The organism is Streptomyces sp. NPDC001493 (assembly GCF_053597235.1).
Window position 1 is genome coordinate 57,507 of record NZ_JBSFHV010000034.1, and the last position, 16,526, is coordinate 74,032.

The 16,526-nt window shown below is 69.2% G+C and carries 12 protein-coding genes and 1 pseudogene; 7 read left to right on the forward strand and 6 right to left on the reverse strand.

Annotated features, from left to right (window positions below; all coding sequences use genetic code 11):
• Positions 1 to 9: 9 nt before the first annotated feature.
• The 5 genes from ACWCWD_RS33215 to ACWCWD_RS33235 form a co-directional block, all read right to left on the reverse strand.
• Positions 10 to 633, reverse strand: a complete 624-nt coding sequence (locus ACWCWD_RS33215) for a hypothetical protein (protein WP_450778726.1) — start codon at positions 631 to 633, stop codon at positions 10 to 12.
• The gene (locus ACWCWD_RS33220) at positions 630 to 2,978 is read right to left on the reverse strand and encodes an alpha/beta hydrolase (protein ID WP_450778728.1); all 2,349 of its coding nucleotides are present in this window, start codon (positions 2,976 to 2,978) and stop codon (positions 630 to 632) included. The genes ACWCWD_RS33215 and ACWCWD_RS33220 overlap by 4 nt, the downstream gene beginning before the upstream one ends.
• Positions 2,979 to 3,261: 283 nt before the next feature.
• Positions 3,262 to 3,732 carry a hypothetical protein gene (locus ACWCWD_RS33225; protein WP_450778752.1) on the reverse strand — a complete coding sequence of 157 codons (471 nt, stop codon included), beginning with the start codon at positions 3,730 to 3,732 and terminating at the stop codon, positions 3,262 to 3,264.
• 101 nt (positions 3,733 to 3,833) lie between these two features.
• Positions 3,834 to 5,642, reverse strand: a complete 1,809-nt coding sequence (locus ACWCWD_RS33230) for an alpha/beta hydrolase (RefSeq protein ID WP_450778730.1) — start codon at positions 5,640 to 5,642, stop codon at positions 3,834 to 3,836.
• Between the two features lie 795 nt (positions 5,643 to 6,437).
• Entirely contained in the window at positions 6,438 to 6,914 is a 477-nt protein-coding gene (locus ACWCWD_RS33235) for an ATP-binding protein (RefSeq protein ID WP_450778732.1), read from the reverse strand.
• Between the two features lie 190 nt (positions 6,915 to 7,104).
• On the opposite strand from ACWCWD_RS33235, the gene ACWCWD_RS33240 reads away from it, so the two are divergent.
• From ACWCWD_RS33240 to ACWCWD_RS33270, 7 genes and pseudogenes are all read left to right on the forward strand, one after another.
• Complete coding sequence (locus tag ACWCWD_RS33240) at positions 7,105 to 7,959, forward strand: helix-turn-helix domain-containing protein (RefSeq protein ID WP_450778734.1); 855 nt, start codon at positions 7,105 to 7,107, stop codon at positions 7,957 to 7,959.
• Positions 7,960 to 8,309: 350 nt separating this feature from the next.
• On the forward strand, positions 8,310 to 8,618 hold the full coding sequence (locus tag ACWCWD_RS33245) for a hypothetical protein (protein WP_266706183.1): 309 nt from the start codon (positions 8,310 to 8,312) through the stop codon (positions 8,616 to 8,618).
• Positions 8,619 to 8,798: 180 nt separating this feature from the next.
• On the forward strand, positions 8,799 to 9,695 hold the full coding sequence (locus tag ACWCWD_RS33250) for a hypothetical protein (protein WP_450778736.1): 897 nt from the start codon (positions 8,799 to 8,801) through the stop codon (positions 9,693 to 9,695).
• A 19-nt stretch (positions 9,696 to 9,714) separates the two neighbouring features.
• A complete protein-coding gene (locus ACWCWD_RS33255; protein WP_450778738.1) occupies positions 9,715 to 11,013 on the forward strand; it encodes a hypothetical protein in 1,299 nt (432 codons plus the stop codon).
• Complete coding sequence (locus tag ACWCWD_RS33260) at positions 11,010 to 12,560, forward strand: SCO6880 family protein (protein WP_450778740.1); 1,551 nt, start codon at positions 11,010 to 11,012, stop codon at positions 12,558 to 12,560. The genes ACWCWD_RS33255 and ACWCWD_RS33260 overlap by 4 nt, the downstream gene beginning before the upstream one ends.
• A gap of 178 nt (positions 12,561 to 12,738) precedes the next feature.
• Complete coding sequence (locus ACWCWD_RS33265) at positions 12,739 to 14,175, forward strand: ATP-binding protein (protein WP_450778742.1); 1,437 nt, start codon at positions 12,739 to 12,741, stop codon at positions 14,173 to 14,175.
• Position 14,176: 1 nt separating this feature from the next.
• Positions 14,177 to 15,730: pseudogene (locus tag ACWCWD_RS33270) on the forward strand (type IV secretory system conjugative DNA transfer family protein).
• Between the two features lie 53 nt (positions 15,731 to 15,783).
• Here the strand turns inward: ACWCWD_RS33270 and ACWCWD_RS33275 are convergent.
• The gene (locus ACWCWD_RS33275; protein WP_450778744.1) at positions 15,784 to 16,341 is read right to left on the reverse strand and encodes a GNAT family N-acetyltransferase; all 558 of its coding nucleotides are present in this window, start codon (positions 16,339 to 16,341) and stop codon (positions 15,784 to 15,786) included.
• Positions 16,342 to 16,526: the final 185 nt, after the last annotated feature.

Sequence of the window (16,526 nt, forward strand, 5' to 3'; positions counted from 1 at the left end):
GACGCCCCCTCAGTACGCTCCCGTCGACCAGTACGGGGACTTTACGTCGGGCCTCGGCAGGGGGTAGACCCCCTCGTACGAAGGGCCGTTCGGCTTCGACGTGGAATCGGCCACCTTCGACGCCCGCACGCACGGGCTGTCCGCCTCGAAGAACACCTGCCCCCCGCCCCGGACGCTCACGCTGATGCCGAACCCCTCGGCCTGCGCGTACACCGCGGGGAACTCCTCGTCCTTGTTCACGGCCTTGATCCGGTAGTCGCTGTCGCGCCAGAACTCCGTCACCCGGTCCAGGAACTCCTGACGCCGCTCCGGCGCGACGACCGTCATCACCGTGCGCCGGCGCGTCACGTCGCAACTGCCCGTCGTCGTCGGGCCGTGCGCCCACTGGACCGAGGGCTCGATCGCCTTCAGCGTCAGGTCGAGCATCGAGTCGGCCCGCTCCGCGGCCCCCTGCATGTCCATCGCGCTCATGGGGCTCTCCGTACTCCCGCCGGTGGCGGTGCTCGCGGTTTTGGGCGCGGCCGGGCCCGTACCCGTGGCCGGGCCGTCCGATCCCGCCTGCTGCCGGCCGCAGCCCGCCAGTGCGAGACCGAGCGCCAGGGTGACGACCGCCGTCCGGAGCCTTCGCCTCATCGCTGTTCCTCAATCTTCAGATTGCTGGAGTGTCCCGACACGATCAGAGCGATGGCATCGGCCGACATGGCGTCCCGCACCGGGTCGAAGTACTGCGAGTGCGCTTCGGCGCTGATGCCGTGCCCGCTGATCACCGGCGGACCGGGATCCACCGGGAACCGTACGGCCCCGAACGCCTTGCTCGCCGGGTCCTTCCCGAACCAGAGGTCGTCGTCACCCGGATCCGCGAGATCACCCGCGAAGTAGGCCCCCGCCGGACCCAGCGCCAGCATCCCCAACGAGCCCACGAGCGCCTGCGTCTTGGACGGCAGCTTGGTCACCGGGTCGTTCGCGGCGGCCCCGACGAAGACGTGCCGGGCACCGACCCCGAGGTCCACCGCCCGGTCCACGCCCACCCCCGGGCTGCCCACCAGGATGATGTCGTCCACCCCCGGGATCCCGCCCTCCCGTTGCGTGGCCGCCCCCACCGTCCGGGAGCCGTAGGAGTGCCCGATCGCGGTGAAGTGCGGGTCCTCGTTGGTGTTCGTCGCCGTCAGCCCGCTCCAGAAGTCGTCGTAGGCCGTCCCGCCCGCCTCCGCCCGGCCGGTGCCCATGATGGCGAAGTACCCGGCGATCCCGTCGCTGTCCGGCAGCTGCGGAGCGTCGTACCCGAGCCATACGATCGAGGCGCTGGACGGCTCGTACCCCTGCGCACCGATCGCGGTGTCCCGCGCCCGCTTCAGGTCGTTCTGCGCGAAGTCCTTGTCCAGCGAGGTGTTCAGCCCCGGAACGTACGCCGACACGTGCTGCGAGAGGTCCGGATTCCCGTACGAGACGATCGCCCGGCCGTTGCCCTCGGACCCGATCCCCAGCAGGAACATCGGCGGCTGCGAACCCTCCTTCAGCTGCCGGTCGATCTCCTTCATCCCCTCCAGGATCTTCTTCGACTTCTTGTCGTCCGCGGTGCGTTCGAGCCCGGTGATCAGGGTCTGGAGATTCTTCCGGTTGGCCTGGTCCCGGACGGCGGCCGGAATCCCGTCCAGGTTGCCGATCCGCTCCGGGGACAGCTCCAGGTACCGCCCGCGCTCGGCCTGGCTCAGCCCGTCCCACCACGCCTTCCGGCCGGCCGCCGAGGCGCTCACCGGTATCCGGTCGTTCAGATACTGCCGCTCGTCCTCACGGACCGCGGCGACCACCCGGGGCCCGGCCCCCGGCAACCCCATACCTCCGACCCCGACGCCCCCGGACGCCTCGACCCACGCCCCGACCGCCCCCGCGTGGTCCCCAGCCGCCCACTTCTCCCTGGCGGCCCCGGTCAGCTCGGACCACTGGTCCACGACCCCGGTGACGCTCTTCACCGGGTTGCCGAAGGCCTTGGCCACGCCCCGGAGGTCCCCGCCCAGGCCGTCGCTGACCAGGGACTCGAAGAAGCCGGGGGTGGGGGTGTTGCTGGTACTGCTGGGGGTGGTGTTGGTAGTGGGGTTGGTGTGGGTGTCGGTGTCGGTGTTGGTCGTGCTGGTACCGCCGGCGCTGGTGGTGCCCCCTGCTCCGTCGGTGCTTCCTCCGCCGGCAGAGCCCCCTGCGCCGGTGGTGCTCCCGGATGTGCCCGAGCCACCTTCGCCCACCGCGCCGGTGCCGCCCTCGGTCCCGGTCCGCGTCCCCCCGGCGGCGGACGAGCCGCCCGATCCTGTGGACCCGGTGGACCCGGTTGAGCCGGTTGAGCCGGTTGAGCCGGTTGAGCCGGCCGATCCTCCCGAGCCGGCCGACCCGGCACTGGAGCCGGCCTCTCCCCTCTTCCCGCGCTCTCCTCCCGCGACCACATCGCCACCGGTCGAAGAGCAGGCACCGCCGGTCAACTGGCAGATGGCGTTACGTATTTCCCCGGTGAGCTGGGCACCGACAGTCGTCGCCATGATCGCCCCGACCAGCGCGACGACGATCAGTACAAGTCCGAGGTACTCCATCGCGGTCTGCCCACCGTCCCGGCGAGCAGCGAGTAACCGGACATTCCTGACACTGAACCGGGTCTCCACGTCCCGTTCCGCCCGGGGCAGCCGGAACCATCCCCACGCCGCAGGCCGGAGAAGCAACACGACGACGGCCACAGGCATCACCAACTGGGGCAGCCCGGACACCCCGACATCCCCCGCACCCAAGGTGGCCAACGACCCGAGCACGAGCCAGACATGCACGGCCAACAGCCCGAACCACACCCCACGCCCACGGATACGCGCGTAGAACGACAGCACGAAGCCGACAATCCCCGGCAGAGCCGCATACAGCAGCACCCCGAGCAACTGCCCATCCACCGCGTCGACCGAGGACGCCAGCGTGAGCACATTGATCACGCCCACGACCGTGCTCACGAACACCAAGCGCACGAGAACCAGGGCGGCCTGTAACGCCCTTGGCGCACTCCGAACGCCGCCTGCCTTCCGGGCAGCGCCTGTTGCACCACCTCCCGGAACCGCAAGCTCTCGTATGCCAGACACGTGGGGACCCCCGGCTCGTAGGTGGGTGACGGTCGAGCCACCGCACGTAGAGGACCACATCCGCCCCACCCCCGGCATGGGCCCCAGGACCCAACCAAGGGCTCAAACAGCGGCGCAAACAAGGGGGTTGGAAAGCCCGAGCCGCGCGATCAGCCCCTCACGGGGACGGCGAGGCGGGGGCAGTGGCAGACCAGAAGTCGGAGTGGATGTTGGGACGCGGAATGTTCTCCATGCCCTCGTAGCTGGGGGTGTTGGGCTTGGCAGTGGGGTCGGCAACCTCGGACTCTTGTACGCAGGGGGTGTCCGCTTCGAAGAAGACTTGCCCTTCTCCGCCAACGATCAGCGCAACTTCGAAGCCATCTTCAGTCACTGCAAAGATTGCCGGGAAATCGACACTATTATTGGTCGACGTAATTCGATATCCGCTACTTTTCCAGAAACGCTCAACAACACCAAGAAAGCCACCCCTGCGCTGCTCCGAAATGATCGTCATCAAAGTTCGGCGACGCGTCAGGCTACAACTCCCCACTGTCGTGGTGTCATGAGTCCAACGAACTTCCGGCTTGATCGCCCGCAAAACATCATCAAGCATCCCGTCCGCCCGCTCAGCCGCTTCCTTCATATTCATTTTGGAATCACTCCCATCGTTCGAATTCAACGAAGGACTCCCGCATCCCGCCAGAAGAATAAGCGCGAGTAGTAAAAATACTCTGCGGCACGCACTCTGCATTACCTGTACTCCTCGTTCTTGACCTCGCGCGCCCGCCCAACAGAGATGAGTGCAATATTGTTCACAGAGGAACGGTCCTCCACAGGGTCAAAATAGTTGGAGTGCGCCAACGCAATACCCTTCCGGTCGATTGGCAGTGGACCTGCGGCAACATGAAAGCGCTGCGCACCGAATTCTCGACTGGCTGGATCTTTCCCAAACCACAAGTCATCATCACCTGCATCAACCAAATCCCCGGCAAAAATGGCACCATACACTCCGCCGAAGTAAAGTCCGGCAGCGCCCGCAACCATCTGCGTCTTGGTCGGCAGCATCGTCACCGGATCATTATCGGCAGCACCAACAAACACGTGCCTCTTGCCGACATTCAAATCAGCAGCGTGATCAGCACCGACACCCGGGCTGCCCACAAGAATGATGTCATCCACTCCCGGGATCCCATCGCCCTGTTGCGCCGCAGCACCCACGGTTCGCGATCCGTAAGAGTGCCCAATCGCCGTCAAATGAGGATCCCCATTAACATTCGTCACGCGAATTCCATCCATGAACTCATTGAAAGAACGGCCACCTTTTTCAGCTCGACCAGAACCCGCAACCGCGAAGCTCGACCAGGAATCTACGAGTTGAGGCGCGTCATACCCGAGCCAGGCAATTGAAGCGCCCTCAGGATCCCAGCGGCGCATACCTTTGACCGTATCTCGGGCTCGCCTCAAATCATTCTTCGCAAACTTATCGTCCAACGACGTATTGAGGCCCGGCACATAAGCCGCAACATTCTTCGACGCATCCGGGTTCCCGTAGGCAACAATCGCGCGCCCATTACCCTCGTCGCCGATCCCAAGGAGATACATGGGCGGGTCGCCAGGCTTGAGCGGCGCATCAAGCTGTTCAGCGATCAGCCGAAGCGCTTCGAGCTTCCCCTCCGCCCCGTCGGCCCCGCCGCCGTCGAGGCCCTCCAACTTGCCGATCAGCAACTGGAGGTTGTCCCGGTTGGCAGCGTCGCGTACTAGAGCGGGGATCCCGTCGAGGTTCCCGATGATGTCCGGATAGGTCGCGAGGTACTCGTCGCGCAGCTCCTGCGGGAGGCTGGCCCACCATTCCTTGCGCTCGCTCGCGGACGCCTGGTACGGGATGTGCTCGTTCAAATAGGCCCGTGCGGCCTCGCGCACGGATGCCATGTCGGCCGCCGCGTCCGTCCAAGCGGAGTTCGGGACGTCGAGGCCGTCCTCGGCCTTCAGGCTGCGGAGAATGCCCGCGTACCTCGTATCCGCCTCGGTGGCCAGTGTCACCGCTCGGGCGATCCGGTCGGCGATGTCCTGGGCGGTGGCCGCGTGAGGGTTGGGCGCGGTCAGGGTGCCCGGTGACGCCATCAGGTCGGGGAAACCGCTTCCGCCGGCGGCCCGCCCGCCCGGCAGGGGCTCGTCCGCGACCAGCCCCTCCTTCTCCGGGTACGACACCGACCCGTCCGCGTGGACCGTGAACTTCAGCCTCTCTGCGTCCTCCAACGCCTCACGGACCGACCTCTGATGCGCGCGCACTTCGTGGGCGAGGCTGTTGAGTGCCGTACGTACCAGGCCGGTCTCCGTATGGACGTACTGGAAGTTCCGGGCCAGCCCACGCAGACGGGTGAGGGCTGCGTCCGCCGCCTCGCCCTCCTGCGTCTCGCGCAGGCCGGTGAGAATCTGCCGGTCGATCCGCTCGCGCGCCACGTCGGCCCGGTTGCTGAGGCGTCCCCAGCCGTCCGCCGCGCCATCCAAATCCCCGCACCCCACGGCGAGCAGCGCGGACCAGGTAAGAGCTCCCTTCACCTGTCGCTCCCACCGATGCCACTCCCACCAGCCTCGCCCCCACCAGCGTCTCCTCCACCAGCGTCTCCTCCACCAAGCAAGTACAGGGAGGACAGTTGAGTCGGGGGTGCCTGAGCGAGGAGCGGCGGTAGCGGGGGCGTCTGGGCCGGGATGTCCACCAGCCGGCCAAACCCGGCCCGCACCTCCTGGTCCGTCGCGCCCTGTTCTCTCGCGACGGCCCGCAGCTTGACGGCGAGGCTTCCGCACTCGCCCTGCGCCGTCGACACCCGGCGCAGCCAGGACTCGCGGACCGCCGCGAGCTCGACCAGCACAGCGAAGTCGCCGGCCCCCTCGCCCGCCAACAGGCCTTCGTGCGACTTCTCCAGTTCGGACCGGACCGGACCGAGATGCGTGTGCAGCGCCTCCGCGCCACCAGCAGCCCGGATCCACGGCCCGTCGGTGTGGACCAGCCGTGCGTGCCCGGAGTCCGAATCCCCCGACCTCCCGGGCCCCCTCCCGGGGCTTCCCCCAGCCCCTCCTCCCCGTCCGTCGACACCGGATCCCGGCGTCTGCCACCCCTGCGGCTGTCCGGTCACGGACACACCACTCACCCCGTTCCTTGATCCTCGATCCTCGATCGTGGAGCGGCAGCACTGTGCCTGATCCGGGAAGGGCGCCGCGCCGCCCTTCCACGGCTCTTCATGGCACGGGCCCGGTATCTCCGGGGCGTTCAGGGGTGCGTCCCGGCTACGGTTTCACCCGAATGATGGGCATCGCGTCAGCCCGTACCACCCGGGCGGGGAAACCAGGACGCGCTCACTCCGGCTTCTCCCCGCACACCACCCACAGCAGCTTGCCGCCCTCGCCGGACGGACCAGCGGGAAGGGCACGACCACCCCAGCTCTCCGCACACATCTGTACGAGGGTCAGCCCACGCCCGCGCTCCGCGAGCGTCGCCTGCTGCGCCGGTACGTACACCCCGCCGCTCCCGCTGTTCCCGACCTCCCCGGAGCCCCGGAAGGGAGGCGGGATCTCCGGATTGCTGTCCCAGACACTGAGCCGAATACGTCGATGCCCGGCACCGCACATCCGGAGCGAGTACGGGCCCCAGGAATGCTGATAGGCGTTGGTGGTCAGCTCACTCACCAGCAGTTCGGCGGTATCGCCCAGTTCGGTCATCCCCTGGGCGCGGAGCACGACCCGCAGAAGCGAGCGGGCAACGCCCGGGGAGCGCGGATCATGCGGAAGTTGAAGGGTGTACGCCCAAGGCGGCGATACGGTGGGTGCATGCATGGAAGTCCCCGTTCGGGCAGTGTGGTTGGCGGGCCCCTACGGCACCCGACGCCGGAGCCGGCCGACCGGCGGGCTCGTCGTGGGCACCTGTCCCACGATCACGGTAGAGGCGTCATGTAATACATTCCCCGCACTTGGGGTAATGCATGCCCCAAGACACCCGTACGAGTGACTGGGCGAAGGGAGGCCGATGGCGACCAACTCGACCCCGACTGCCCGTCGGCGACGACTCGGAGCGGAACTGCGCAAGCTCCGCGAACGCGCCGGGATCACCGCCACGCAGGCCGCGGTCCTGCTCGGCGGCAACCAGGCACGCATCAGCAACATCGAGGCCGGGCGGTACGGCGTGAGTGCCGACCGGGTCCGCGCCCTCTCCCGCCACTACGCGTGCACCGACCGCGGACTCGTGGAGGCGCTGGCCGCGATGACGGGCGAACGCCGCGGTGGATGGTGGGAGGAGTACCGCGCCGAACTCCCGGGCCCGCTGCTGGACCTGGCCGAGCTCGAGCACCACGGCAGTGCCCTCCGCACCGCCACCACCTGCACCCTCCCGGACCTCCTCCAGACGGCGGACCACGCCCGGGAAGCCCTCAACCAGAGCGCGCCCGAACTCTCGCCGCCCGAGGCCGAACGCAGGCTCTCCTTCCGCATCAGACGCCAGGACGTCGTCTTCCGCGCGGAAGCCGTCCCGTACCGGGCGGTCGTCCACGAAGCGGCCCTGCACATGGGGATCGGCGGTCCCCGCGTCGCCGGCCCCCAGCTGCGCCACCTTCTGGAAATGAGCGAACGGGACACCGTCACCCTCCGCGTCATCCCCTTCGCGTCCGGCGGACACCCGGGAGCCGGCCAGCCCATCACGTACGTACAGGGCCCGGTCGCACAACTGGACACCGTGCACCTGGAGCAGACGCACGGCCTGACCCAACTGGACGCGGAAACACTGCTCCGGACCTACCGTCAGGTGCTCGACCGGCTCGAATCGCTCGCGCTCGACGTACAGCCGTCCCGCGAGCTTCTCCACTCCCTCGCGACGACATACGCGTGACGCACGAGGTACTGACGATGCGTCATTCCGTGCGCGACGGCGCACGACCAGCTCTCGAACAGCGCATACGAACACGAGAACCCCGGCGAACGCCGCCTTCGCGCCGGAAACCCACGACTCCCCTCATTGCCCATCGTCACGGAGCGTGATACACAGAGTGACCGGGTGACATCCCGGTCGCCCCCGGCCGCACCACAGGTCAGGGCGCCCATCCCGGTCATGTGTGCGAGATCCGGGTAAAGAGACCCGGGAAGGCGTCGTACGAGCGCGGTTTCATCAGCGAAGATAGAAGGCACGACCCGCACCGGCCGGCGCGGGCAGCGAACTACGCAACAGGGGCGGTGACTTACATGATCCTGGCAGCTGAGAAGGGCGACATCACCACCATCATCGGCGGAATCGCCCCGAACTGGGGCCCGTTCGGGACGCTGGGCAACGAGGCACGCATCATGGTCGAGGTAGTGATGGCGGTTGCCATCCTGCTCTGCCTCGGCATCGCGATCTGGGGCGCGGCCAAGCAGCGCATCGGCGCGACCGCCTTGCGCGACACCTTCAGCGCGGAACAGGGCAAGGGCCTGATCGTCGCCGGACTGACCGGCGTCTTCATCATCGGCTCCCTCGGCACCCTGTTCACCATCGTGTACGGCATGGCGGTCTGACGGGCAGCCAGCAGTACGCCGTGCTGCCGCCCCCTGCCTCCCCACCACCATCCGTCCGTCGCGCCCCCGGCTGAGGTCGAGTCATCCCATGTCGAGTCACCACACCGCACCCGCTCGGCGCTCAGCAGAGCTACCGTCATATGACGGAAGTCCGCACACGGCTGAGGGGACGTACGCGGCATGAGCTACGACGACGAGCAGGGCTACGGAAGCAGGGATTCCGGCGGCCGGGGCGACGGCGCGTACAGCACGCTGGGCGGAACGCGCCAAACGCGTACCCGCCTCCCCGAAGGCAACCCCGGCACACCCCACGGCCGCCGCCCCGCCCGCAACAGCCGCTCGCTGGTCATGGCCGTCGGCGTGGTGGTGCTGCTCGTCGCGGCCATCGCGTTCGCGAACCTGAGCGGCGGCGACAGCAACAGCGACAGCCCCAACGCGGACCCGGCCGCCCCCGGCATCAGCCACTCGGACACCACCGGCGGCACCGCCCCGACCGCCCCCACCGGCACCGACCCCGTCACGGGCAAGAACGGCACCATCGCCTCGGGCTTCGCCCACGACGAGCAGGGGGCCCAGAGCGCGGCGGCGAACTACACGGTCGTTCTCGGATCCGACCAAATGTTCAACGCTGACGGCCGCCACAAGATCACTGAGGCTGTTTACGCCCCAGATGTCGCCGCAACACGTCAGAGCCGCATCGACGACGCTTACTCCAGCGCATCGTTCCTTTCCAGCATCGGGCTCAACCCCGATGGGACTTCACCGGATTCCTTGACCTTCATCTCACGTTCCAACCCGGTGGGGGCCAGGGTCACGAAGTACACCGGCGACCGAGCGACCGTCGCCATCTGGTACTCAGCCCTGTTCGGCCTCGCGGGTGAGGGCTCCAAGAACCCTGTATCCGAAGGCTGGTACACCACCACGTACGAGCTGGAGTGGGTCGGCGGCGATTGGAAGGTCACCGACTTCACACAGCAGGACGGCCCTGTACCCGTGGGACGCGACCAGGCGGCCTCGCCAGCAGATCAGATGGCCGACGCGGTGAAGCAATTCGGGGGGTTCACCTATGCGCGGTAGTAACTTCCGCCGGATCTCAATGGCAGCTGTCGTTGGATCGGTACAAGCCGGAGCAATCGCTTTCGCCACCCGAGCTGCTGCTGCGCCGTCCCCGAGCCCTTCTCCCAGTGTCAGCAACAACGCCTGCGATCTGATCCGGGGCCCCGCCAAGGACTACTGCGAAGGCGACGCCGGCACGCGCACCACCCCGCCCACCACCACCGACGACCCCCTCGACCCCCTGACCTCCCTCGCCCACGGCTGCGCCGACGCCGCGTCCTACCTCATCGGCCAGCTCAGCAAGGCCGTCGAGGGCACCGCCTCCGTCGACTTCACCAACGAGTCCTTCCGCAAGCAGTACGCGATCGTCTTCGCCGCCTCCACGATCCTGACCCTCGTCCTCTGGCTGTTCGCCGTGGCCAAGAGGGCGATCCGGGGCGTCCCGTTCACCACGGCGATCTCCGAGGCCGTCGGGTACCTCTGGCTCACCGTGCTGGCTTCCGCGTTCACGCCGCTCATCCTGTACGTCGTGGTCTCCGCCACCGACGGGGTCACCGAAGTCATCTCGTCGGCCACCGGCGGCCAGTCCGACGTCTTCTTCGGCTCGTTCGCGGAAGCGCTCACGAAGGGCGACGACATCGGTGGCGGGCCGATCATGCTCATCGTCGTCTCGCTGGTGTCCCTTCTCGCCGCGGGGATCCTCTGGCTGGAGCTGGTCATCCGGGCCGCCCTGCTGTACGTCGGCGCCCTGCTGGGCGTGGTGGTGTACGCCGGGCTCGTGGACAAGAACATGTGGGGCCACGTACGCCGCTGGGCGGGGATCATGATCGCGGTGATCATGGTCAAGCCGGTGATCGTGATCGTCCTCGGCCTCGCGGGGGCCCTCTCCTCGGACGACGGCCCGGACGCGCTCTCCGCCGTCGTCTCCGGGCTCTCCATCATTCTGCTCGCCATTTTCGCGTCGGCCATGATCTACCGCTTCGTCCCCGGCTTCGGCGACGAGATCCAGGGCGCCCGTACCAACCGCAAGCAGGCCACCGACGGCTCCCAGGCCGCCGCGATGGTCAGCTCGCCGGCCGCCCTCGTCTCCCAGGGCATCAAGACGCACAGCGGCCGCAACGACCAGAACAGCGGCGGGGGCGGAGGCGGGGGCCGCCCCGCCAACCCGCTCAGCGGCGGTGTCGCGGCCCACGGCTCCCGGGGCGGCTCCGGCGGGGGAGCGGCTCCTGCGCCCCGCAGCGGTTCCGGTCCCACCTCAGGGACCCCCCACAGCAGCCGCTCCCCGCGGGGCGGTTCCGGCAGCACAGGTAATCCGAGCACAGGAGGTGGAGGGCGGTGACGATCCAGTCCCACCCGATCACGCCCCGCCGCACGTATCTCATCGGCCGCGCCCGGCCGAACGCGATCGTCGGCAAGAACCGCGAGACCGGCGAGATCGCCCTCATCATCGTCGGCGCGTTCCTCGGAATGATGAGCGGGCTCCTGGTCCCGGTCCTCTCGCTGCGCATCGTGCTGCTCACCGGGTTCCCGATGCTGGCCCTGGCCGTCGTGTACGTCCCGTACAAGCACCGGACCTTCTACAAGTGGTTCGAGATCAACCGCAGCTTCAAGCGGACCCTGCGCCGCGGGACCGCCTACCGATCCGCCGCGATGGAGGCCGGCGTGCGGGGCGACGGCCGTGAGGTCGAGATCGGGCCGCCGCCCGGGATCGGCCGGATCAGCTGGCTCTCGGCCCCGTTCGGGCCGGACGAGATGGCGGTGCTCCTGCACGCGGACCGCCGCACGGTGACCGCCGCCATCGAGATCGAGGGCCCCGGTGTCGGGCTGCGTGACAGCGAGGACCAGGAGGCGCTGGTCGACCGGTTCGGCACCCTCCTCAAGCACGTGGCCAACGGCGACGGCTTCGTCACCCGCATCCAGATGCTGGCCCGTACCCTCCCCGCCGACCCCGACGCGCACGCGAAGGACGTCGCCCAGCGGGGCGACAGCCACGCGCCGCGCTGGCTCCAGGACTCGTACGACCAGCTGCAGTCGATGGTGTCGACCTCCAGCGAGCAGCACCGGGCGTACCTCGTCGCCTGCATGCACCACAGCCGCGAACTCGGTGCCGAGGCAGCCGCGATGGCGCGGGCGGCACGCTCACCGGGTGGCCGCAAGCTGGACCGTGACGCCGGGCTGGCCGTGGTGATGGCCCGTGAGCTCACCGACATCTGCGCCCGTCTCGCCGAGGCCGACATCCGGGTCCGTCAGCCGCTGGGGCAGAGCAGGCTCGCTTCGCTCGTGCACTCGATGTACGACCCCGACCACCCGATTGACCACATCCAGGCGATGACCAAGCGGAATGCCTGGCCGGCCGAGCTGGACGCGATGGAGCCGACGTACCTCCAGGCCAAGACCCGGGAGTCGACGACCCGCGCCCCCTGGTGCCACGCCACGGCCTGGGTGAAGGAGTGGCCGATGACGCCGGTGGGGGTCAACTTCCTGGCGCCGCTGCTCGTCCACACGCCCGACGTCATCCGTACGGTCGCCGTCACGATGGATCTCGAACCCACCGAGGTGGCCATCGAGCGGATGCTGACGGAGAAGACCAACGACGACGCCGAGGCCAGCCGCCAGGCCAAGATGAACCGCACCGTCGACCCCCGCGACATCGCCGCCCACGGCCGTATGGACCAGCGCGGCGAGGACCTCGCGAGCGGTGCGGCGGGGGTGAACCTGGTGGGGTACATCACCGTCTCCTCGCGCTCCCCCGAGGCGCTCGCCCGCGACAAGCGGACGATCCGGGCCTCGGCCGGAAAGTCGTACCTGAAGCTGGAGTGGTGCGACCGCGAGCACCACCGCGCCTTCGTGAACACCCTGCCGTTCGCGACCGGAATCCGCCGCTGACACGGTTCGTCCGCTCCCGGGGAGCGCCACGGACCACCCCGGGAACACCACGGGAAGCACCACGGGAAGCACCTCGGGGAGCACCTCGGGGAGCACCACGGACCATCCCCGGTAGCACCACCGCACCACCCCCACCTCCGGGCGACCGGAAGCAGTCGAGAGAGAGGGCAGCCACCTCATGCGCGACCCACTGTCCGCATTGTCGGAAGCCTTCACCGCGTTCCTCTTCGGCAAGGTGGAGACGACCCGCCTGCCCGTGCGTACGTCCACGGGCCAGGCCCAGGCCGTCTATCTGCCCACCGCGGCACCCGGTCTCGGCGACTCCGGGGTGATCATCGGGCGCGAGGTGTACTCCGGCAAGGGGTACATCTACGACCCCTTCCAGCTGTACGGGCAGCAGCTGCCCGCACCGCACTGGCTGGTGCTCGGCGAGTCCGGCAACGGCAAGTCCGCGCTGGAGAAGACGTACGTGCTCCGCCAGCTCCGCTTCCGCGACCGCCAGGTCGTGGTGCTCGACGCCCAGGGCGAGGACGGGCACGGCGAGTGGAACCTCATCGCCGAGCAGCTGGGGATCACCCCCATCCGGCTCGACCCCACCGCCGCTCTGCACGGCGGTATCCGGCTCAACCCGCTCGATCCCGCGATCACGACGACCGGGCAGCTCGCCCTGCTCCGTACGATCATCGAGGTGGCCATGGGCCATGGTCTCGACGAGCGTTCCGGCTTCGCGCTGAAGGTCGCCCACGCGTACGTCAATCTGACCATCACCGACCGCCAGCCGGTTCTGATGGACATCGTCGAGCAGTTGCGCCACCCGGAGCCCGAGTCGGCCGAGGCGATGAACGTCGACATAGACGATGTACGGGCCTGGGGCCTCGACGTCGCCCTCGTCCTGGACCGCCTGGTCGACGGTGACCTGCGCGGCATGTTCGACGGCCCGACGACCGACGGGATCGATCTCGACTCCCCGCTGATCGTCTTCGATCTCTCGCACATCGACCGCAACTCGATCGCGATGCCGATCCTGATGGCGATCGTCGGTGTCTGGCTGGAGCACACCTGGATCAGGCCCGACCGGAAGAAACGCATCTTCCTCGTCGAGGAGGCCTGGCACATCATCAACTCGCCCTTCGTCGCCCAGCTCTTCCAGCGGCTGCTGAAGTTCGGGCGCCGGCTCGGGCTCTCCTTCGTCGCCGTCGTGCACCACCTCAGCGACGTCGTGGACGGCGCGGCGGCACGCGAGGCGGCGGCGATCCTCAAGATGGCCTCCACCCGGACGATCTACGCCCAGAAGGCCGACGAGGCCCGGGCGACGGGCCGGGTGATCGGGCTGCCGCGCTGGGCGGTCGAGATCATCCCGACGCTGACGCCGGGCATCGCGGTGTGGGACGTCAACGGCAACGTCCAGGTCGTGAAGCACCTGATCACCGAGGCGGAACGCCCGCTCGTCTTCACCGACCGCGCGATGACGGAGTCCTCCTCCGACGCCGCGGACGACCTGGACGACCTGCTCCCCGAGTACGCGCGCGAGGCCGAGCGGGAGACGGAGCAACGGGCCGCCCGCATCGAGCGCCAGCAGCGGCTCGACGAGTCGTCCGAGTCCACGGTGGCCTGAGGTGACGCGCACCTCGACGGGTCCCGAGCCGGGTCCCGGGCAGCCGCCGGGCCGGCGTGAGCAGCGGGGCGGCGGCGTCCCGGACGGTCTGCTGATCGGAGGCCTGGCCTTCCTCCTCGGGGCGACGGTCCTGGCGTGGACGGCCACCGGACTCGCCGGGCTGTTCGCCCACGGCTCCTGGCCCCGCGGCGTCTCCCTGCCCCGCACCCCCTCGGCGCTGCGTGAACTCGCGGGCTCCCCGCAGGACCTCCCGGGCGCCTGGCCCGGCACTCCACCCGGCGAACTCTCCGGGTAGGGCCTCTTCTGGGGACTGCTCATCAGCGAGCTGCTGGTCCTCGTGGTGCTCGGCGTGTTCGTCCTCGGTGTCGTGACCCGGGGCCGCGAGGTACGCCGCCGTGCCCGCGAGGAGCGCGCGCGGCGCCCGGCGGCCCACTCCGCAGACCCCGGCCCCGGCCCGCAGGCACCCCCGCCCGCTCCGATTCCGGTACCGGCTCCCGGTCCCGTACCGGCTCCGAGTGGCCTACCCACCCCGGTTCCCACCCCGGTTCCCACCCCGGTTCCCACCCCCGCTCCCGTACCGGTGAAGGAATCCGGGCTGCTCGTCCCCGCCCCGAGGGCCCCGGGTACGCCCCTGCTGCTCTTCGCGACCGCGGCCGAGCGGCGTCCCACTGCCGTCCAGGCGGTGCTGGAAGCCCCCGGAGCGGTGCTCGTCGTCACGTCGGATCCCACGGTCTGGGCGGAGACGAAGGACGCCCGCTCCAAGCTCGGTCCCGTCCTCGTCTACGACCCGGGTCACCTCTGCGACACCCCGGCCCGTCTCCACTGGTCGCCGACCTCGGGCTGCGAGCTGCCCGAGGTGGCCGCGGCCCGTGCCGCCGCGTTCCTCGCGCCGGTACGGCCCCAGGCCCGCATCGAGGAGGCGACCGCCGACACCGCGCAGACCCTGCTGCAGTGCTGGCTGCACGCCGCCGCGGTCGACGGCCGCCCGTTCCGCCAGGTCCACCGCTGGGCGCTGGGCGGCGGCTCCCAGGACGGGGTACGGATCCTCCGCACCCACCCGAAGGCGGCCTCCGGGCTCGCCGGCCTGCTGGAGTCGGCCCTCACGGCCCACCCCGAACGCCGCCGGGCCGCCCAGGAACTGACGGTACGGGCGCTGGGCGCGCTGGCCACGGTCCACATCCGCGAGGCCTGCACACCGAATCGAACCGATACCGCCGCGCTGGGTTCCTTCGCCTCCGAAGGGGGAACTCTGTATGTGGTCGGCGAGTCCGTCGAGGATCCTCGCCATCACCCGGGCGCGATGCCACTGCTCACCGCGCTCGCCTCGCACGTGGTCGAGCACGGCCGCCGCATGGCCGCACGGTCAACCGACGGTCGGCTCGACCCACCACTCACGCTGGTCCTCGACGATGTCGCCGCCGTCGCTCCGCTGCCCTGTCTCCCGGAGCTGCTGACGACCGGCGAGAGCCAGGGCCTCGCCACGCTGGCACTGCTCCGCTCCCTCGAACAGGCCCGTGCCCGCTGGCGCACCCCGCTCGCACCGCCGGCCCTCTGACCTTCCGGCCTTCCCCGGCCGCGCGCGGAACGCCCGGCCCTCCGGCCGCCGGATCAGCGGCGCTCGCGCACCATCTCCACCTCGCGCTCCTCCGGACGGTCCGGGACCGGCACCGTGCTGCCCGAAGGCGCGAAGCCGTACCGCCGGTAGAACGCGGCCGCCCGCGGGTTGTTCTCGTGGACGAAGAGCCGCAGCCGCGCGAGGTACGGGTCGTCGAGGCCGAGAGCCCACTCCTCGGCCGCCCGGAACAGCGCGTCGGTCACGCCGGTCCCCCGGGCCTCCGGACGTACGAAAACGCCGACCAGGTGCCCCTGTACGGCCTCCACCGCTGCCCCGAAGACGCTTTCCCCACCGGGCCGTTCGACCAGAACGGTGACCGACCCCAGCCACCGGCCATCGGGGGCTTCCGCGACGAACTGGGCCACGTCGGTACCCTCGGCCCCGCCGGCGGTCCGCTGCTGCCAGAACGCGTCCGGGTACCCGACGGCGCTCTCGTACGTCTCCAGGAACGCCACCGGAGCCGCCGGGTCCTGGAGGGCGACGAGCCGGAGCTCCTTGGCCGCCGGCCACTCCTCGGCCCGTACCCGCCGCATCACATGATCAGGGTTCATTCGGTCATGCTGCCAACGGGCCCACGACCGGTCAATCGTTTAATCACGTGACCACCGCGGCAAAAGGTCCGAACTCGCGAAATTGTTCCGGAACGCAGAAAACCCCCGTGCCACAAGGCACGGGGGTCTCCCGGAAAAATTGTTCGGCGGCGTCCTACTCTCCCACAGGGTCCCCCCTGCAGTAC